The organism is Klebsiella sp. BIGb0138 (genome assembly GCF_004342285.1).
In the GTDB taxonomy this organism is placed as follows: Bacteria; Pseudomonadota; Gammaproteobacteria; order Enterobacterales; family Enterobacteriaceae; genus Klebsiella.
In genome coordinates this window covers 54,803-73,942 of sequence record NZ_SMCV01000008.1, presented here as the reverse complement: position 1 = coordinate 73,942, position 19,140 = coordinate 54,803, and the positions used below count along the sequence as shown (strand labels likewise).

The following is a 19,140-nucleotide window of genomic DNA, read 5'->3' as shown; positions in this document are numbered from 1 at the left end:
ACCTCTTATTGGTAAATAAATCCGGAAACAAACCAGGCGATCAGCACCGTTGGCGCACCGGTCAGGAACCGACTCACCAGCACCGAAGGCACGCCGACGCGCACCGTGTCCTGACGCGCCTCGGCAAGGGACAGGCCTACCGGGATAAAGTCGCAGGCGGCCTGGGCGTTGATGGCGAACAGCGCCGGTAGCGCAAGGTGGGGAGGAATATTGCCGAGGCCAATCTGCACGCCAATCAGCACGCCAATGACCTGGGCGATGACCGCGCCAGGGCCGAGAAACGGCGACAGCAGCGGGAAGGAGCAGATCAGCGCCAGCGTCACCAGCCCCAACGGATGGCTGGCCAGCGGCGCCAGGCCGTGGGCAATCCAGTCGCCGATGCCGGAGGCCATAATGATGCCGATCAGCGCCGAGACGAAGGCCATAAACGGCAGAATAGTCTTCAGCACCGTGTCGATGGTGTCGCGCCCGGACTGAAATAGCACCGCCACCACGGAACCCATTCCCATGCCGACCTTGGCCAGCAGGCCATCGCTTTGTTCGGTAATCTTTTTACTGGTGTCATAATCGCGCGGCGCGGGTTTGCCCGGGTTTGCCTCGGGCTGCGCTGAGCCGCTGTCGCCCAGCGCGTGAACGTTCTCTTCTTTTACGCCGGAGACGTAAATGTCTTCGACGATGTACTGCGCCAGCGGGCCGGACTTGCCGGTGGCGTGGATATTCACGGTGGGGATGCGGCGCTTCGGATAGAGTCCGCAGCGCAGCGTACCGCCGCAGTCAATAATGGCGACGCCAATCTCCTCTTCCGGCGGCTCGCCCTCTTTGAAACCGTCCACGGCCTGCCAGCCGGTCAGCTTCGCGATTTTGTCGACGATGGCCGGGCGAGTTCCGGCGGTAATGTAGACGATTTTTTTACCGGCAACGGCCTCCAGCTCAAGCGGGCCGCCCCAGCCGCTGGCGCCTTTTTCAATACGAATACGCATCATGATGTTGCTCCGGACAGACGGACTTTCTGTTCAAGTTGGATGGCCATTTTTTTCTCAAAGATCGACGTGGTCAGATCGGTGACCCAGCCGCGGAAGAAGTTGGTGACCAGCCCCACCAGTAAATAGCTCACCGCCAGCGGCCCTAACGGCAGGCCAAGGGTGGTCAGCCCGCTGGCGACGCCGAGGTAGACAAACAGCTCGCCGGGGTTGATATGCGGGAACAGACCGTTCATCGAATGGCAGCTGTAAGAGGCCGCCGCATAGTAGCTGGGCTTGTACTTCTCAGGCATAAAGCGCCCGAGGCTGAGGGTCATCGGGTTACAGAATACGAAGGTGCCGATGCAGGGCAGCAGCAGATAGCGGGAGATCGGGTTACCGGCGCAACGTTGCGCCAGCTTTTCGATCCGCTGCTGACCGATAAAGTTGATCAGCGCGTTCATGATCACCAGCAGACTGATCAGCAGAGGCAGGATCCCGGTGACCATACCGGTAAACACCTCGCCCCCCTTCTGAAACAGGCCGATAAACCATTCGGCGCCGTGGGTAATGACTTCAATCATTGTTCTCTCCTTCAGAGTGTTATTTTTCTTGCTAACTGGCAGCTGATTTTAATCACTTTGAAAGATTTAAAAGTGTTAGTTTGATCGCAAAATGAAAGATAAATATTTTATTTTGAAATATTATGAGCGAAGAGGACCGATTTTCACCGCCACAAAGGGGGAAGGTAGCGATAGGGATAAACCGCAGAAGGGAAGGGCGAGGGGACAATTTCGTCGGCAAATCGATTGCCGCTTCCTTGTTTACGGGCGCATGTTTTACCATAATTATCCTTTGCCGAATTTGTTAAATGGATGTCCCATGCTGAAGCGTCGCTATCTGGCTTTATTCCCCTTGTGTGTTCTCCTCGCTGCCTGTAGCAGTAAACCTAAAGCCACCGCGCAAGCGGAGACGACAGGAGGCGGCGGTTTTCTGCTCGAGCCGCAGCATAATGTGATGCAAATGGGGGGCGACTTCGCCAATAACCCGGCGGCGGAGCAGTTCATCGATAAGATGGTGAGCAAACACGGCTTCGACAGGCAGCAGCTCCATGAAATCCTCTCCCAGGCCAAACGTCTGGATTATGTTCTGCGCCTGATGGATCGCCAGGCGCCGAGCGGGCTGCCGCCCACCGGGCCGAACGGCGCCTGGCTACGCTACAAAAAACAGTTCATCACCCCGGATAACGTGCAGAACGGCGTGGTGTTCTGGGATCAGTATCAGGACGCGCTGAACCGCGCCTGGCAGGTTTACGGCGTACCGCCGGAAATTATCGTCGGGATCATTGGCGTGGAAACCCGCTGGGGACGGGTGATGGGTAAAACCCGCATCCTTGATGCGCTGGCGACCCTTTCCTTTAACTACCCGCGCCGCGCTGAGTATTTTTCCAGCGAGCTGGAAACCTTCCTGCTGATGGCGCGCAACGAACAGGATGACCCGCTGGATCTGAAAGGTTCTTTCGCTGGCGCGATGGGTTACGGCCAGTTTATGCCGTCTTCATACCGGCAGTATGCGGTGGATTTCAACGGCGACGGGCACATTAACCTGTGGGATCCGGTGGACGCTATCGGGAGCGTGGCCAACTACTTCAAACAGCACGGCTGGGTGAGCGGCGATCCGGTCGCGGTGCAGGCGCTGGGCCAGGCGCCGGGCCTGGATAATGGCTTCAAAACGCAATACAGCATTTCCCAGCTCACGGCGGCGGGCCTGACGCCGACGCAACCGCTGGGGAACCACCGGCAGGCCAGCCTGCTGCGGCTGGATGTCGGTACCGGCTATCAATACTGGTACGGGCTGCCGAACTTCTACACCATCACCCGCTATAACCACAGCACCCACTACGCGATGGCCGTCTGGCAGCTGGGTCTGGCCGTTTCGCAGGCCCGCGGATAGTCATCCTGCCTTGTCGCTCCCCTCTGCCATGAGGGGAGCCTGTTACATTTTGCAGCATTTCCTTTCGTTGCCGCTGATTTACATTTTTCTGTCGATCTAATAATGTTATGTTATAACGTATTTATTGGGGCAGGAAAGGTGACTTCTCTTTTTATGACTTCCGCGGCGGTACGTGTGGGTATCGCCTGCGCGTTACTGGCGGTGCTGTGGCTGGCAAGCTGGTGGGCGGTAGCCCTGCCATGATTGAACTGGATCATCTGGTTGCGGGTTACGAAGAGCTGGCGATTACGCCGGCGCTGAATGGGGTGATAGCTGCGGGTAGCTTGACGGCTATTGTCGGGCTGAACGGCTGCGGTAAATCGACGCTACTGAAAACGCTGGCCGGTTTTATTCCTCCGGTGAGCGGCAGGCTGCGCTGGACGCGGTCGCGCCCGGTCATTGGCTGGCTGGCGCAGCGCCACGCTCTGGAATCGCAGTTTCCTCTGACGGTACGGGATGTGGTGAGCCAGGGCGCCTGGCCGCACGTCTCGTTGCTACGCGGAATAGGCAAAGACTTCCGCCGGCGCATCGGCGCGGCGCTGGAGCGGGTGGGGCTGGCATCCATGGCGACAACGCCGATCGAAGCGCTTTCCGGTGGCCAGTTCCAGCGCATGCTGTTTGCCAGGGTGATGGTGCAGCAGGCGCCGCTGGTGATGCTTGATGAGCCTTTTACCGGGATTGATGAATCAACCAGCCGTGAGCTGATGACGCTGATCCTCGAGATGCACCAGCAGGGGCAGACGGTGCTGGCGGTGCTGCATGATAACCACCGTGTCGCGGAGCATTTCCCGGAAACGCTGCTGCTGGAACCGCAGCGCGCCCGCTGGGGCGATACCGATGAGGTCCTTCCCGCCTTCGGCTCTGCGAGGCTGGCATGATCTGGCATACCTTTTTTCAGCCTTTTATCGAGTTCGGCTTTATGCGCCGGGCGTTGCTGGTGTGCCTGGCGCTCTCCCTGAGCACCACCATGCTGGGGGTCTTCTTACTGCTGCGCCGGATGAGCCTGATGGGCGATGCGCTGTCGCACGCGATTTTACCCGGCGTGGCGGTGGGTTACCTGGTCAGCGGGATGTCGCTGCTGGCGATGACTATCGGCGGCTTTATCGCCGGCATTGTGGTGGCGCTGGTGGCGGGCTGGGTCAGTCGGCGCACGCCGCTGAAAGAGGATGCCAGCTTTGCCGGGTTCTATCTGGGATCGCTGGCGCTGGGGGTGACCCTGGTTTCGCTGCGCGGCTCCAGCGTTGATCTGCTGCATTTGCTGTTCGGTTCGATTCTGGCGGTCGATAACGACGCCGCGCTGTTTGTCTCCGGGGTCGCCAGCCTGACGTTAATCTGCATTGCGCTGCTTTATCGGGGGCTGGTGAGTGAAGCCTTTGATAGCGCCTGGCTACAGGTGAACAGTCCCCGATTGCCGGCGCTATTGCACGGTCTGTTCCTGGCGCTGCTGGTACTGAACCTGGTGGCGGGGTTCCAGGTGCTGGGGACGCTGATGGCGGTGGGGGTGATGATGCTGCCGGCGGTCGCCGCGTGCTGCTGGGCGCGTACGCTGCCGGGCACCCTGCTGCTGGCGGCGCTGATTGGCGGCTTCTGCGCCTGGATGGGGTTGAGCCTGTCGTGGACGGCGAATTTACCCGCCGGGCCATCGATTGTGCTGACCGCCAGCGGGATCTTTTTTATTTCGGTGTTTTTTGGCACGCGCAGCCGACTGGTCGTCAGCTGGCGCAAATTAATGGGGTAAGGAAATATGATGAAACGTACCGCAGTCATCCTGGCGCTGGCATTAGGGCTGGCAACGCAGGGGGCGATGGCGAAAACGCTCAACGTGGTCAGTAGCTTTTCAGTGCTTGGCGATATGGTGCAGCAGGTGGGCGGCGAGCATGTGCAGGTGAGTACGCTGGTCGGCCCGGACGGCGATCCGCATACCTTTGAACCTTCGCCGCAGGACAGCGCGCTGCTCAGCAAGGCGGATGTGGTGGTGGTCAACGGCCTCGGTCTGGAAGGATGGGTCGATAGATTAATTAAAGCTTCGGGCTTTAAAGGCGAGCTGGTGGTGGCCTCAAGCGGAGTGAAAACGCACACTCTGGATGAAGATGGTAAAACGGTCACCGATCCGCATGCCTGGAACAGCGCCGCGAACGGCGCGCTCTACGCGCAGAATATCCTCAACGGACTGGTGAAAGCCGACCCGCAGGATCAAGCCGCGCTGGAAGCGTCCGGACAGCGTTATATCAGCCAGCTGAAGGAGATCGACGGCTGGGCGAAGAGCCAGTTTACCGCGATTCCGGTGGCTAAACGCAAGGTTCTGACCAGCCATGATGCCTTTGGTTACTTTGGTCGGGCCTATGGCGTGACCTTCCTTGCGCCGCAGGGATTGTCATCGGAAAGCGAAGCCAGCGCGGCGCAGGTCGCGGCGTTGATTAAACAAATCAAGGCCGATGGCGTGCGGACCTGGTTTATGGAGAACCAGCTCGACCCGCGGCTGGTGAAACAGATTGCGAACGCGACAGGGGCGCAGCCGGGCGGCGAGCTGTACCCGGAAGCGCTGTCGAAACCCGGCGGCGTGGCGGATAGCTATGTGAAAATGATGCGCCACAACGTAGAACTGATCGCGGCCAGCATGAAGTAACAGGCTCTTTTTGCGGTCCCGCGTGTGTCGGGGCCGCCCATTTTCGCAAGCCTCCTCGTAAATTCATCACCTCATCCCCATATCTGTGCTGAAAGTGCTATCTTTGATGGCCTCTTTATCTGGCTTAAACGGGGCGATAATGACAGATTCGGAATTAATGCAACTGAGCGAACAGGTTGGGCTGGCGCTGAAAGCCCGCGCCGCGACGGTGACGACGGCGGAGTCCTGTACCGGCGGCTGGATTGCGAAAGCGCTCACCGATATTGCCGGCAGCTCAGCATGGTTTGAACGCGGGTTCGTGACCTACAGCAACGAAGCTAAATCGCAGATGATCGGCGTCAGCGAAGTGACGCTGCTCGAGCACGGCGCGGTGAGCGAGCCGGTGGTGGTCGAGATGGCGGTAGGCGCGCTGCGCGCCGCGCGCGCCACCTATGCTATCTCGGTGAGCGGCGTCGCCGGCCCGGACGGCGGCAGCGCGGAAAAGCCTGTCGGAATCGTGTGGTTTGCCGTCGCCTGCGCGAACGGGCAGGGCGTCACCCGATGTGAATGTTTCGCCGGTGACCGGGAAGCGGTGCGCCGCCAGGCCGCGGCGTATGCCTTGAAACTCCTCTGGCAACAATTTCTACAAAACACTTGATACTGTATGACCATACAGTATAATTGCCTCAACAGAACAGAATTCACCACCCGGTTCCACCCGGCATGACAGGAGTAAAAATGGCTATCGACGAAAACAAACAGAAAGCGTTGGCGGCAGCACTGGGCCAGATTGAAAAACAGTTCGGCAAAGGCTCCATCATGCGCCTGGGTGAAGACCGTTCCATGGATGTGGAAACTATCTCCACCGGCTCGCTTTCACTGGATATCGCCCTCGGCGCCGGCGGTCTGCCGATGGGCCGTATCGTCGAGATCTACGGGCCAGAATCGTCCGGTAAAACGACGTTGACCCTGCAGGTGATTGCCGCCGCGCAGCGCGAAGGCAAAACCTGCGCCTTTATCGATGCGGAGCACGCGCTGGACCCTGTTTATGCGCGCAAACTGGGCGTAGATATCGACAATCTGCTGTGCTCTCAGCCGGACACCGGTGAGCAGGCGCTGGAAATCTGTGATGCGCTGGCGCGCTCTGGCGCGGTAGACGTTATCGTCGTCGACTCCGTGGCGGCACTGACGCCGAAAGCGGAAATCGAAGGCGAAATCGGCGACTCTCACATGGGCCTCGCGGCGCGCATGATGAGCCAGGCGATGCGTAAGCTGGCGGGTAACCTGAAGCAGTCCAACACCCTGCTGATCTTCATCAACCAGATCCGTATGAAAATTGGCGTGATGTTCGGTAACCCGGAAACCACCACCGGTGGTAACGCGCTGAAATTCTACGCCTCCGTGCGTCTGGATATCCGCCGTATCGGGGCGGTGAAAGAGGGCGATAACGTCGTGGGTAGCGAAACCCGCGTGAAAGTGGTGAAAAACAAAATTGCCGCGCCGTTCAAACAGGCCGAATTCCAGATTCTTTACGGAGAGGGGATTAACTTCTTCGGAGAGCTGGTTGACCTGGGTGTGAAAGAGAAGCTGATTGAGAAAGCTGGCGCATGGTACAGCTACAACGGCGACAAAATTGGTCAGGGTAAAGCGAACGCTATCTCCTGGCTGAAAGAGAACCCGGCTGCGGCAAAAGAGATCGAGAAAAAAGTTCGTGAACTGCTGCTGAACAACCAGGATGCCACTCCGGACTTCGCGGTTGACGGCAACGGAGCGGGTGCAGAAGAAACCCACGAAGATTTCTGATAATCTTCGGAAAAGACGACTAAGGGCTGCGGATGCAGCCCTTTTGCTTTTGGATTGCCGAGGTGCCTGTGACTGAACCTTCATCCCGCCGTTCCGGCTACGCCCGCCTGCTGGACCGCGCGATTCGTATTCTGGCCATGCGCGACCATAGTGAACAGGAGCTGCGGCGTAAGCTTGCCGCCCCGGTACTGGGGAAAAATGGCCCTGAAACGCTGGACGTGACGCCGGAAGAGGTGGATACCGTCATCGCCTGGTGCCGCGAAAACCGCTACCTCGATGACGGCCGTTTCGTCCGTCAGTTCATCGCCAGCCGCAGCCGCAAAGGCTATGGCCCGGCGCGCATTCGTCAGGAGCTTAACCAGAAAGGTATTCCACGTGACGTCAGCGAAAGCGCCATGCGCGAGTGCGACATCGACTGGGCGGCGCTGGCGAAAGCGCAGGCGCAGCGCAAGTTTGGCGAACCGCTACCAACGGCATTTGCCGAAAAAGTTAAAATCCAGCGCTTTTTACTGTACCGCGGCTATTTGATGGAAGATATTCAGGAAATCTGGCGAAATTTTGCAGATTGACCCATCGGGTATTTTACTTCCCCGTAAAGAAAACTTATCTTATCCCCACTTATTTCCGTGAGGTAGCCTGCCGGTTGCAAAACCGGGCAGTCGCTTCCTGCGACATTTCGTTAGCTTGATTTCAGGATAATTATGAGCAAGAGCACCGCTGAGATCCGTCAGGCGTTTCTCGATTTTTTCCATAGCAAGGGACATCAGGTAGTTGCAAGCAGCTCCCTGGTGCCGCACAACGACCCGACCCTGCTGTTTACCAACGCCGGGATGAACCAGTTCAAGGATGTTTTCCTGGGTCTCGACAAACGTCATTATTCTCGCGCGACGACCGCGCAGCGTTGCGTGCGTGCGGGCGGTAAACACAACGATCTGGAAAACGTCGGTTACACCGCGCGTCACCATACCTTCTTTGAAATGCTGGGTAACTTCAGCTTCGGCGATTACTTCAAGCAGGATGCCATCAAGTACGCATGGGAACTGCTGACCGGTGAAAACTGGTTTGCGCTGCCGAAAGATAAACTGTGGGTAACCGTCTACGAAACCGATGACGAAGCCTTTGATATCTGGGCTAATGAAGTCGGCGTTCCGCGGGAACGTATTATTCGCATTGGCGACAATAAAGGCGCGGCATTCGCTTCTGACAACTTCTGGCAGATGGGCGATACCGGCCCGTGCGGCCCGTGCACCGAAATCTTCTTCGACCACGGCGACCACATCTGGGGCGGTCCTCCGGGGAGCCCGGAAGAAGATGGCGATCGCTACATCGAAATCTGGAACATCGTTTTCATGCAGTTTAACCGTCAGGCTGACGGTACCATGGAGCCGCTGCCGAAGCCGTCCGTCGACACTGGTATGGGTCTGGAGCGTATCGCTGCCGTTCTGCAGCACGTGAACTCCAACTATGACATCGACCTGTTCCGCAACCTGATCGCGAACGTGGCGAAAGTCACCGGCGCCACCGATCTGACCAACAAGTCGCTGCGCGTTATCGCTGACCATATTCGTTCCTGCGCGTTCCTGATTGCCGATGGCGTGATCCCGTCGAATGAAAACCGTGGCTACGTGCTGCGCCGCATCATTCGTCGTGCCGTGCGTCATGGCAACATGCTGGGCGCGAAAGAGACCTTCTTCTGGAAACTGGTTGCCCCGCTGATTGAGGTGATGGGCTCCGCGGGCGAAGAGCTGAAGCAGCAGCAGGCCCAGGTTGAGCAGGTGCTGAAAACGGAAGAAGAACAGTTTGCCCGTACCCTGGAGCGTGGTCTGGCGCTGCTGGATGAAGAGCTGGCAAAACTGCAAGGCGACACCCTGGATGGCGAAACCGCTTTCCGTCTGTACGATACCTACGGTTTCCCGGTTGACCTGACCGCTGACGTCTGCCGCGAACGCAACATTAAAGTCGACGAAGCGGGCTTTGAAGCGGCGATGGAAGAGCAGCGTCGCCGCGCGCGCGAGTCCAGCGGTTTCGGCGCCGACTACAACGCGATGATTCGCGTTGACGGCGCATCCGAGTTTAAAGGCTATGACCACCTGGAACTGAATGCGAAAGTGACCGCGCTGTTCATCGATGGTAAAGCGGTTGATACCGTCGCAGCCGGCCAGGACGCGGTGGTGATTCTGGACCAGACGCCGTTCTATGCGGAATCCGGCGGTCAGGTGGGCGATAAAGGCGAACTGAAAGGCGCCGGCTTCTCCTTCGTGGTCAACGATGCGCAGAAATACGGTCAGGCCATCGGCCATATTGGTAAACTGACCAGCGGCGCGCTGAAAGTGGGCGACGCGGTACAGGCTGATGTCGATCGGGCTCGTCGCCAGCGTATTCGCCTGAACCACTCTGCGACTCACCTGATGCATGCCGCGCTGCGCCAGGTTCTGGGTACGCACGTGGCGCAGAAAGGCTCGCTGGTGAATGACAAAGCGCTGCGCTTTGATTTTTCTCACTTCGAAGCCATGAAGCCGGAAGAGATTCGGGCGGTGGAAGATCTGGTCAATGCGCAGATCCGTCGCAACCTGCCGGTTGAAACCAACATTATGGATATCGATGCGGCGCGGGAGTCCGGCGCGATGGCGTTGTTCGGCGAGAAGTATGACGATCGCGTTCGCGTGCTGAGCATGGGTGATTTCTCCACCGAGCTGTGTGGCGGTACGCATGCCTCGCGTACCGGCGATATCGGCCTGTTCCGCATTACGTCTGAATCCGGGACCGCTGCGGGCGTGCGTCGTATTGAAGCCGTGACCGGTGAAGTTGCGATCGCTAACCTGCATGCGCAAAGCGATGTGCTGGGTGACATCGCCCACTTGCTGAAGGGCGACAGCCACAACCTCGGCGATAAAGTGCGTGCCGCGCTGGAGCGTACGCGTCTGCTGGAAAAAGAACTGCAGCAGCTGAAAGAGCAGGCTGCGGCGCAGGAGAGCGCAAATCTCTCCAGCAAAGCGGAAGAGATTAATGGCGTTAAGCTGCTGGTCAGCGAGCTGACCGGCGTTGAGCCGAAAATGCTGCGTACCATGGTTGATGACCTGAAGAACCAGCTGGGTTCAACGGTTGTCGTGTTAGCCACGGTAGCGGATGGTAAGGTTTCTCTGATTGCCGGTGTGTCTAAGGATGTGACAGATCGCGTGAAGGCGGGGGAGCTGGTTGGAATGGTCGCCCAGCAGGTGGGTGGCAAAGGAGGCGGTCGTCCGGATATGGCTCAGGCCGGTGGTACCGATGCGTCTGCACTCCCTTCAGCGTTAGCCAGTGTGAAAGGCTGGGTCAGCGCAAAACTGTAATAACTATAAATGCATAGATGCCGTGATCCCCGGATTACGGTATCGTGCGAGAGAAGCACTGATAACGATAAAGTCGGGTTGAAGTTGTGTATATCGGCTAAACTTAGGTTTAACAGAATGTGATGCCGTGACTGCTTACACCGTAAGGTGTTTGTCATCGCTTACTTTTTGGCGTTATATGATGGATAATGCCGGGATACGAGAGACCCGACTCTTTTAATCTTTCAAGGAGCAAAGAATGCTGATTCTGACTCGTCGAGTTGGTGAGACCCTCATGATTGGAGATGAGGTCACTGTGACAGTTTTAGGGGTTAAGGGTAACCAGGTTCGTATTGGCGTTAATGCCCCTAAAGAAGTCTCCGTGCATCGTGAAGAGATCTACCAGCGTATCCAGGCTGAAAAATCCCAGCAGTCCAGTTACTAAGGTTTTCGCGCCTCGCGATTCCGTGAGGCGCATCCCAACAGCCAGCGGTTTTTCTCACTTTTCTTCTCCTGCAGCCTCTATTTTTTTGTTTATTGCCTACCCTCCGCGACATTTATCTTTTGGCTTTCGCGGGCGGAACCCGCTGAATTCCTGTTGATAAAACACTCTTTTTGCCGTTTTTGCAGGCTAATTGCGCGGTAAGTGTGCAAACGGAAAAAGGTCTCGAAAAATTGTTTGACTTATAAGTACCAGAAAGTAATATGTGCGCCATCGCAGCGACGAAGAGCGGAAACAAGTTCTTCGAAGCACTCGTAAGAGGCGTGTGGTGAGGTGGCCGAGAGGCTGAAGGCGCTCCCCTGCTAAGGGAGTATGCGGTCAAAAGCTGCATCCGGGGTTCGAATCCCCGCCTCACCGCCATTTTGCATCCGTAGCTCAGCTGGATAGAGTACTCGGCTACGAACCGAGCGGTCGGAGGTTCGAATCCTCCCGGATGCACCATATTTTCCATTTCTTCAGCAATGAAGAGGTGGTGGGGTAGCGGTAATAACCGCCGGCACCAGGAAGGATAACGTTGCATAAGCAACGGCCCACAGGGCGAGGCGAAAGCCGAGTCATCCTCCCGGATGCACCATCTTACTCAGTGTGGCAAGTGTTAGTTGTGGCACTGACGCGTAGTAAAGCAAGTTCTCCCTGATGCATCCGTAGCTCAGCTGGATAGAGTACTCGGCTACGAACCGAGCGGTCGGAGGTTCGAATCCTCCCGGATGCACCATCTTTCCTGAGATAACAGTACGACTGTTGTTGCATGGTCTGCGAGATAATCGCCAGTACCTGGGAGGATGACGTTGTGTAAGCAACGGCGCCACAGGGTGAGGGAAGTGAGTCGTCCTCCCGGATGCACCATCTTCTCCGCGATAACAGCGGTAACGCTGAAATCAGTCGTAAAGCAGTTCCCCGATGCATCCGTAGCTCAGCTGGATAGAGTACTCGGCTACGAACCGAGCGGTCGGAGGTTCGAATCCTCCCGGATGCACCATCTTCTCCGCGATAACAGGACGACTGTTGTTGCATGGTCTGCGAGATAATCGTCAGCGCCAGGGAGGATAACGTTGCGTCAGCAACGGCCCACGGGCGAGGGAAGTGAGTCATCCTCCCGGATGCACTATCTTCTTTGGGTTAACAGCGGTAACGCTGGAATCAGTCGTAAAGCAGTTCCCCGATGCATCCGTAGCTCAGCTGGATAGAGTACTCGGCTACGAACCGAGCGGTCGGAGGTTCGAATCCTCCCGGATGCACCATCTTCTCCGCGATAACAGGAAGACTGTTGTTGCATGGTCTGCGAGATAATCGCCAGCGCCAGGGAGGATAACGTTGCATCAGCAACGGCCCACAGGGCGAGGGAAGTGAGTCATCCTCCCGGGTGCACCATCTTTTCTGTGAATTATCCTTATCTCGCGAAAATAATTTCCTTCCTTCTATCTGCGTTTTCTTGCAAAAAACTCTTCAGTCATCTCTGTTCGGCACTTCTCTTTTGAACTTTTTTATTGGCAAGTGATTCTTTCCACTATAATTTACCCGTATATTTCGACCTGATTCGGGTGAGATGAGTGCAAGGAGAGAAATCCATGAAATGGTTCAAAGCAATACCTGCGTTTTGCGCGACGCTTCTGGTGGCCGTATCTTTGGCCGGTTGTGCCGGATCGTCCACCAAAGAAAGCACCGGTGGCTATATCGACGATACCGTCGTCACCACCAAAGTCAAAACCGCGCTGTTTAACGAAAAGGATATTAAGTCCACTGAAATCAGCGTGCAGACCTTTAAAGGGCGCGTGCAGCTGAGTGGCTTTGTCTCGTCGGCTAAGGATGCCAGCCGCGCGGTAGAAGTGACCCGCAGAGTTCAGGGCGTTCGCGTGGTTGAGAATGATTTAAAAATCAAATAAACCACCGCATTACGATGACAAAGGCGCCTGATGGCGCCTTTGTTGCTTCTCCAGCGGCCGCGACAATATGTGCCTTTTGCGATAAAGTAACGTTTTCTTATCCGGTTTGTGAGAACACGATGTACGAACGTTACGCAGGACTGATCTTCGATATGGATGGCACCATCCTTGATACCGAGCCGACGCATCGTAAGGCGTGGCATGAGGTTTTAGGGCGTTACGGTATGCATTTCGACGAGCAGGCGATGGTCGCGCTCAATGGTTCTCCTACCTGGCGTATTGCCCAGGCGATTATCGAACTGAACCATGCTGATTTGGATCCGCACCGGCTGGCGCAGGAAAAAACCGCGGCGGTGAAAGCGATGCTGCTGGATAGCGTGCGTCCCTTACCGCTGATTGAGGTGGTCAAGGAGTGGCACGGCCGTCGGCCAATGTCGGTTGGCACCGGTAGCGAAAGCGCGGTTGCCGAGGCGCTGCTCGCCCATCTCGATCTGCGGCACTATTTCGCGGCGGTGGTGGCGGCCGATCATGTCCAGAACCATAAGCCGGCCCCTGATACTTTCCTGCTGTGCGCAGAACGCATGGGCGTTGCGCCGGAAAAATGCGTCGTTTTTGAAGATGCCGATTTTGGGCTACAGGCGGCGAAGCGTGCGGGGATGGACGCCGTGGACGTGCGCTTGCTGTGAGCGACGCTCTGTCGCTGATCTCGCTGCTTGCCAGCAGTTTTCTGAGCGCCACCTTACTTCCCGGCAATTCGGAAGTTGTGCTGGTCGCTATGCTACTTACGGGAGTCAGCCAACCGTGGCTACTGGTATTAATAGCAACAATCGGCAATAGCCTTGGGGGGGTAACTAACGTTATTCTGGGGCGTTTGTTTCCGCTGCGCAAAACATCGCGCTGGCAGGATAAAGCGTCCGGCTGGCTACGGCGCTATGGCGCGGTCACATTATTACTCAGCTGGGCGCCGGTTATCGGCGATTTGCTGTGTTTACTGGCGGGATGGATGCGCATTTCCTGGGGACCAGTACTTTTTTTCTTATGCCTTGGCAAAGCGTTACGCTATATCGTTATTGCGGCGCTAACGCTTCAGGGCATGACGTGGTGGCACTAATTGTGGAACTAAGACTATCCCGGCAGGCCGTTATGCATCTGCACCGTACGTGGGACAGGTCTCAACGGGCTGCAACAATAACATCTTCTGGAATAGCCTGTATGGTCACCATTACAATTATGCTTATTCAAACGATTTCGACAGGCGGGAGGTCAAATTGATCCCGGACGTATCACAGGCGCTGGCCTGGCTGGAAAAAAATCCACAGGCCCTGCAGGGTATCCAACGTGGTCTTGAGCGTGAAACGCTGCGCGTCAATGCCGATGGTTCACTGGCGACAACCGGTCACCCTCAGGCCCTGGGCTCGGCGCTGACCCATAAATGGATTACTACCGATTTTGCCGAGGCTTTGCTGGAGTTCATTACGCCAGTTGATGGCGATATTCAGCATATGCTGACCATTATGCGCGACGTTCATCGCTATACCGCGCGTCACCTGGGCGATGAACGGATGTGGCCGCTGAGCATGCCCTGCTATATTGCCCCTGGCCAGGATATCGAGCTGGCGCAGTACGGCACCTCGAATATCGGTCGCCTGAAAACGCTATATCGTGAAGGGTTGAAGAATCGCTATGGCGCGCTGATGCAAACCATCTCCGGCGTGCATTATAACTTCTCCCTGCCGATGGCATTCTGGCAGGCGAAATGCGGCGTTGCCGATGCGGAAAGCGGTAAAGAGGCGATTTCCGCCGGCTATTTCCGCTCGATCCGCAATTACTACCGCTTTGGTTGGGTGATCCCGTATCTGTTCGGCGCCTCTCCGGCTATCTGCGCGTCGTTCCTGCAAGGGAAACCGACGACGCTGCCGTTTGAGAAAGCGCAAAATGGCATGTACTACCTGCCTTACGCCACTTCTCTGCGCCTGAGCGATCTTGGCTATACCAATAAGTCGCAAAGCAATCTCGGAATTACGTTTAACGATCTGCATGAGTATGTGGCAGGATTGAAGCGGGCGATTAAAACCCCGTCGGAAGAGTATGCGCAGATTGGCCTGGAGAAAGACGGTAAGTACCTGCAAATCAACAGCAATATTCTGCAGATTGAGAACGAACTCTACGCGCCTATCCGCCCGAAACGCGTGACCCGCAGCGGCGAAACGCCTTCTGACGCGCTGCTGCGCGGCGGTATTGAATATATCGAAGTGCGTTCGCTGGATATTAACCCGTTCTCGCCGATTGGCGTTGACGAGCAGCAGGTTCGTTTCCTCGACCTGTTTATGGTCTGGTGCGTGCTGGCCGACGCGCCGGAAATGAGCAGCGATGAGCTCCTGTGTACGCGCGCCAACTGGAATCGGGTGATTCTTGAAGGGCGTAAACCGGGGCTGACGCTGGGCATTGGCTGTGAAAGCGCGCAGTTCCCACTGTCCACGGTGGGTAAAGATCTGTTCCGCGATTTGCGCCGCGTGGCGCAAACCTTAGATAGCATTCACGGTGGTAAAGAGTATCAACAGGTATGCGATGAACTGGTTGCCAGCTTCGACGATCCGCAATTAACTTTCTCAGCCCGCATTCTGCGTTCTATGCTTGAAGAAGGGATTGGCGGCACCGGTAGAGAGCTGGCCGATCATTATCGTACGATGCTGCGCGAAGAACCGCTGGAAATTTTGCGTGAAGAGGATTTTATCACCGAGCGCGAAGCGTCGGCGCTGCGTCAACAGCAGATAGAAGCGGAAGATAGCGAGCCGTTTGAAGCGCTGTTGGCAAGACACGCGTAGTAAAAAGCAGTACAAAAGAAAAAGGCCACATCAATGTGGCCAAACTTTCATCTCTGATTCAGGGATGATGATGATAATAAATGCGCGTCTTTCATCTACTCAGACTCGCGGGTGTAAGAAGAGTTCATTTTATTTTAAAAAAAATCACTATCGGAGGTGAAGAATGCCGTTGTTAGATAGTTTCACAGTCGACCATACTCGCATGGAAGCACCGGCGGTGCGCGTCGCGAAGAAAATGCACACGCCGCACGGCGATGAAATCACCGTGTTCGATCTGCGTTTCTGCGTGCCAAACCAGGAAGTGATGCCGGAAAGAGGTATCCATACTCTTGAGCACCTGTTCGCGGGCTTCATGCGCGATCACCTGAACGGCAATGGTGTGGAAATTATCGACATCTCTCCGATGGGCTGCCGCACGGGCTTCTATATGAGCCTGATCGGCACGCCGGACGAGCAGCGCGTAGCGGATGCCTGGAAAGCGGCAATGGCTGACGTACTGAAAGTGAAAGATCAGAAGCAGATCCCTGAACTGAACGTTTACCAGTGCGGCACCTATACCATGCACTCGCTGGAAGAAGCTCAGGAGATTGCCCGCCATATCATCGAGCGCGACGTACGTATCAACAGCAACGATGAGCTGGCGCTGCCGAAAGAAACCCTGCAAGAACTGCATATCTAGTTCTTCTGCCTCGGTCCGGCGATCTCCGTCGGGCCGAAATTCCTGCGCCGCATGTCGACGACCGTAACCTTCTCTTTTCAGCACCGCTCGCTGGTGCCCTTTGCCCACGATTACGCTCACGGTGAGAGTGAACCGTGGCATCAGCACGACTGCGCCCAGCTGTTACACATCCTCAGCGGCGTGGTGCGGGTGGAAACCCCGGCGGGCTACTGGGTTGTACCGCCGGGGCGTGGCGTCTGGCTGCCCGCGGGCACTCCCCACGCGCTGCGTATTACCGGTAAGGTCGCGGCGCGGACGCTGTTCATCGATCCGCTGGCCCGCGCCGATCTCCCTTCATCCTGCCAGATCGTCCAGATCACGCCGTTGCTACGTGAGCTGATCGTCACTTCGCTGGCGCTGGCCGAGCGTTACGAACCCGGCAGCCGCGATGAGCGCGTCTATGAATTGATCCTCGATGAGATTCGCGGCATGACGATGCTGCCGTTTGGCCTGATGGAGCCGCAGAGCGAGGCGCTGCGCCGTTTATGCCAGAAGGTGAGGGAAATGCCGGGTGAAACCTGGAGCAGCCAGCAGGCGGCGACAGAGAGCAATATGAGCGAACGGACGTTAAACCGTCGCTTTCAGCAGCAGACCACGCTGACCTGGAGTGAATGGGTGCGCCGGGCGAAGTTAATGGAAGCGTTGGTTCGCCTGGCGCAGGGGCAGTCGGTGCTGCGGGTGGCGCTGGATCTGGGCTATGGCAGCCACAGCGCCTTCAGCGCCATGTTTCGCCGGGTCATCGGCGTGGCGCCCAGCGATTACTTCCGTTCGCCGTAGCGCTCGCCTGCGCCGAGGGCATTGCACAGCGCCTGTAACGAGGCGCGCGCCACGTCATTATCGATGCCGACGCCCCAGCGGCTGCCGCCATCAGGGAAGATGCAGCGAATATAGGCCACCGAACGGCTGTCGCTGCGTTCGCCCAGGGTATGCTCGTGGTAATCCTTAATCACGAACGTTTGCCTGAGCAGCGCGCTGAGGCCGCTGGCGGCGGCGGAAAGCAGACCGTTGCCGTGGCCCTGCAGCCGGCGGATCTCGCCATAGGCCCTCAGCGTCGCCTGTAAAGAGAGCTGGCCATCCTGCTGGCTATCGCTTTTATAGTCCAGCAGCGCCAGCGGCGGCTCGGCGACCAGGCCGTAGCGGCCACGAAACAGCTGCCACAGCGCATTTTGCGTCATCTCCTTGCCGTGGCTGTCTGTTTCACGTTGCACGTGCAGGCTGAAATCCTGCTGCAGCGCGCGGGGCAGCTTCAGTCCATGATTCTGTTCAATTAACCACGCGCTGCCGCTCTTGCCGGACTGGCTGTTGACGCGAATCACCGCCTCGTAGCTGCAGCCGATATCCTGCGGATCGACAGGTAAATAGGGCATCTCCCAGCGATCGCCGGGCCGTCGGGCATCAAACCCTTTCTTAATCGCATCCTGGTGCGAACCGGAAAAGGCGGTGTAGGCGAGGCTTCCGGCCCACGGATGGCGCGGGTGAACCGGCAGCTGATTACAGTTCTCCACCACTTCCACCACCCGTTTCATGTCCGGGAAGCTGAGGCGTGGGTCAATGCCCTGGCTGTAGAGGTTCATCGCCAGGGTGACCAGACAGACGTTACCGGTACGCTCGCCGTTACCAAACAGGCAACCTTCCACGCGATCGGCGCCCGCCATCACCGCCAGTTCGGCGCTGGCGACGCCGGTCCCCCGGTCGTTGTGCGGATGAACGCTGATGCAGACATCGGCGCGGCGGGAGAAATGGCGGCAGAAAAACTCAATCTGGTCGGCGTAAACGTTGGGCGTGTTAACCTCAACGGTGGCGGGCAGGTTAATAATCATCGGGCGTTCCGCACAGGGCTGCCAGATTTCCGCCACCGCTTCACAGATCTCAAGGGCAAACTCCGGCTCGGTAAAACAGAAGGTTTCCGGGGAATATTCATACTGCCAGCGGGTTTGCGGCTGCTGCTCGCACTGCTGGCGAATCAGACGGGTGGCGCGGGTGGCCAGCTCAATCACCTGCGCTTTTTCCATGCCAAAAACCAGCCGGCGAAACAGCGGCGCGGTGGCGTTATACAGGTGCACGGTGGCGCTGTGGGCATCGCGCAGGGATTCGAAGGTGCGCAGGATTAAATCCTCACGCGCCTGGGTCAGCACCTGGATGGTGACATCCTGCGGAATACGCTGCGTTTCAATCAGCTGGCGGACAAAGTTGAAGTCGGTCTGGGATGCCGACGGGAATGCGACTTCGATCTCTTTAAATCCGCACTCCAGCAGCAGGTTCCAGAACTGCAGTTTACGCGCGCCGTCCATCGGCTCGGCCAGCGCCTGGTTGCCATCGCGCAGGTCGGTGGAGAGCCAGCGCGGCGCATGGGTTATCGGGTTGTCCGGCCAGCGGCGGTCGGGCAGGGCAATCGGCGGCCAGGGGCGATATTTTTCGCCAGGGTTTTTCAGCATGATTCTCTCCTCATATCGGATCTTTATCCTGCAGAAGTCAGGAGAGGGCTGCTTTAGCAAAGTGGACAGAAACTAGCGCAAACTGGACAACCGGGCCGGTTTATCCGGCA

18 protein-coding genes and 5 tRNA genes are annotated in these 19,140 nt (G+C 57.3%); 20 read left to right on the top strand and 3 right to left on the bottom strand.

The window, feature by feature from the left end:
* Positions 1–5: 5 nt before the first annotated feature.
* Both EDF73_RS17920 and srlA read right to left on the bottom strand, forming a co-directional pair.
* Positions 6–983 carry a PTS glucitol/sorbitol transporter subunit IIB gene (locus tag EDF73_RS17920; protein WP_132730417.1) on the bottom strand — a complete coding sequence of 326 codons (978 nt, stop codon included), beginning with the start codon at positions 981–983 and terminating at the stop codon, positions 6–8.
* Entirely contained in the window at positions 980–1,543 is a 564-nt protein-coding gene (gene srlA / locus EDF73_RS17915; protein ID WP_132730416.1) for a PTS glucitol/sorbitol transporter subunit IIC, read from the bottom strand. Before srlA ends, EDF73_RS17920 begins: the two co-directional genes overlap by 4 nt.
* A 298-nt stretch (positions 1,544–1,841) precedes the next feature.
* Between srlA and mltB the strand changes: the two genes are divergently transcribed.
* The 20 genes from mltB to EDF73_RS17810 all read left to right on the top strand — a co-directional run bounded on the left by mltB (position 1,842) and on the right by EDF73_RS17810 (position 17,372).
* Positions 1,842–2,912 carry a lytic murein transglycosylase B gene (gene mltB, locus EDF73_RS17910; protein WP_165905741.1) on the top strand — a complete coding sequence of 357 codons (1,071 nt, stop codon included), beginning with the start codon at positions 1,842–1,844 and terminating at the stop codon, positions 2,910–2,912.
* A 206-nt stretch (positions 2,913–3,118) separates the two neighbouring features.
* Positions 3,119–3,829 carry an ATP-binding cassette domain-containing protein gene (locus EDF73_RS17900; protein WP_165905740.1) on the top strand — a complete coding sequence of 237 codons (711 nt, stop codon included), beginning with the start codon at positions 3,119–3,121 and terminating at the stop codon, positions 3,827–3,829.
* Complete coding sequence (locus EDF73_RS17895; RefSeq protein ID WP_132730412.1) at positions 3,826–4,689, top strand: metal ABC transporter permease; 864 nt, start codon at positions 3,826–3,828, stop codon at positions 4,687–4,689. Before EDF73_RS17900 ends, EDF73_RS17895 begins: the two co-directional genes overlap by 4 nt.
* A 9-nt stretch (positions 4,690–4,698) precedes the next feature.
* Entirely contained in the window at positions 4,699–5,577 is an 879-nt protein-coding gene (locus tag EDF73_RS17890; RefSeq protein WP_132730604.1) for a metal ABC transporter substrate-binding protein, read from the top strand.
* Between the two features lie 139 nt (positions 5,578–5,716).
* Complete coding sequence (gene pncC / locus EDF73_RS17885) at positions 5,717–6,214, top strand: nicotinamide-nucleotide amidase (RefSeq protein WP_132730411.1); 498 nt, start codon at positions 5,717–5,719, stop codon at positions 6,212–6,214.
* Between the two features lie 80 nt (positions 6,215–6,294).
* Entirely contained in the window at positions 6,295–7,359 is a 1,065-nt protein-coding gene (gene recA, locus EDF73_RS17880) for a recombinase RecA (RefSeq protein ID WP_132730410.1), read from the top strand.
* A gap of 68 nt (positions 7,360–7,427) precedes the next feature.
* Complete coding sequence (recX, locus tag EDF73_RS17875; protein ID WP_132730409.1) at positions 7,428–7,928, top strand: recombination regulator RecX; 501 nt, start codon at positions 7,428–7,430, stop codon at positions 7,926–7,928.
* 132 nt (positions 7,929–8,060) lie between these two features.
* Positions 8,061–10,688: an alanine--tRNA ligase gene (alaS, locus tag EDF73_RS17870; RefSeq protein ID WP_132730408.1), complete on the top strand. Its 2,628-nt coding sequence runs from the start codon at positions 8,061–8,063 to the stop codon at positions 10,686–10,688.
* A 238-nt stretch (positions 10,689–10,926) separates the two neighbouring features.
* Positions 10,927–11,112: a carbon storage regulator CsrA gene (gene csrA, locus EDF73_RS17865; RefSeq protein WP_000906486.1), complete on the top strand. Its 186-nt coding sequence runs from the start codon at positions 10,927–10,929 to the stop codon at positions 11,110–11,112.
* Positions 11,113–11,436: 324 nt separating this feature from the next.
* Positions 11,437–11,529, top strand: a tRNA-Ser gene (locus EDF73_RS17860).
* Between the two features lie 4 nt (positions 11,530–11,533).
* Positions 11,534–11,610: transfer RNA gene (locus EDF73_RS17855), tRNA-Arg, on the top strand.
* A gap of 197 nt (positions 11,611–11,807) precedes the next feature.
* A tRNA-Arg gene (locus tag EDF73_RS17850) sits at positions 11,808–11,884 on the top strand.
* Positions 11,885–12,071: 187 nt separating this feature from the next.
* A tRNA-Arg gene (locus EDF73_RS17845) sits at positions 12,072–12,148 on the top strand.
* A 185-nt stretch (positions 12,149–12,333) separates the two neighbouring features.
* Positions 12,334–12,410, top strand: a tRNA-Arg gene (locus EDF73_RS17840).
* Positions 12,411–12,737: 327 nt separating this feature from the next.
* Entirely contained in the window at positions 12,738–13,052 is a 315-nt protein-coding gene (locus EDF73_RS17835; protein ID WP_132730407.1) for a BON domain-containing protein, read from the top strand.
* Positions 13,053–13,171: 119 nt separating this feature from the next.
* Complete coding sequence (gene yqaB, locus EDF73_RS17830; RefSeq protein ID WP_132730406.1) at positions 13,172–13,738, top strand: fructose-1-phosphate/6-phosphogluconate phosphatase; 567 nt, start codon at positions 13,172–13,174, stop codon at positions 13,736–13,738.
* Complete coding sequence (locus tag EDF73_RS17825) at positions 13,735–14,163, top strand: YqaA family protein (RefSeq protein ID WP_132730405.1); 429 nt, start codon at positions 13,735–13,737, stop codon at positions 14,161–14,163. The genes yqaB and EDF73_RS17825 overlap by 4 nt, the downstream gene beginning before the upstream one ends.
* 157 nt (positions 14,164–14,320) lie before the next feature.
* Positions 14,321–15,877 carry a glutamate--cysteine ligase gene (gene gshA, locus EDF73_RS17820; RefSeq protein ID WP_132730404.1) on the top strand — a complete coding sequence of 519 codons (1,557 nt, stop codon included), beginning with the start codon at positions 14,321–14,323 and terminating at the stop codon, positions 15,875–15,877.
* 163 nt (positions 15,878–16,040) lie between these two features.
* Positions 16,041–16,556 carry an S-ribosylhomocysteine lyase gene (gene luxS / locus EDF73_RS17815; protein WP_132730403.1) on the top strand — a complete coding sequence of 172 codons (516 nt, stop codon included), beginning with the start codon at positions 16,041–16,043 and terminating at the stop codon, positions 16,554–16,556.
* A gap of 51 nt (positions 16,557–16,607) precedes the next feature.
* Positions 16,608–17,372: a helix-turn-helix transcriptional regulator gene (locus tag EDF73_RS17810; RefSeq protein WP_132730402.1), complete on the top strand. Its 765-nt coding sequence runs from the start codon at positions 16,608–16,610 to the stop codon at positions 17,370–17,372.
* Here the strand turns inward: EDF73_RS17810 and leuA are convergent.
* Positions 17,354–19,030, bottom strand: coding sequence for a 2-isopropylmalate synthase (gene leuA, locus EDF73_RS17805; RefSeq protein ID WP_132730401.1), 1,677 nt, complete (start codon positions 19,028–19,030; stop codon positions 17,354–17,356). The two genes, EDF73_RS17810 and leuA, sit on opposite strands and share 19 nt — an antisense overlap.
* Between the last annotated feature and the right edge of the window lie 110 nt (positions 19,031–19,140).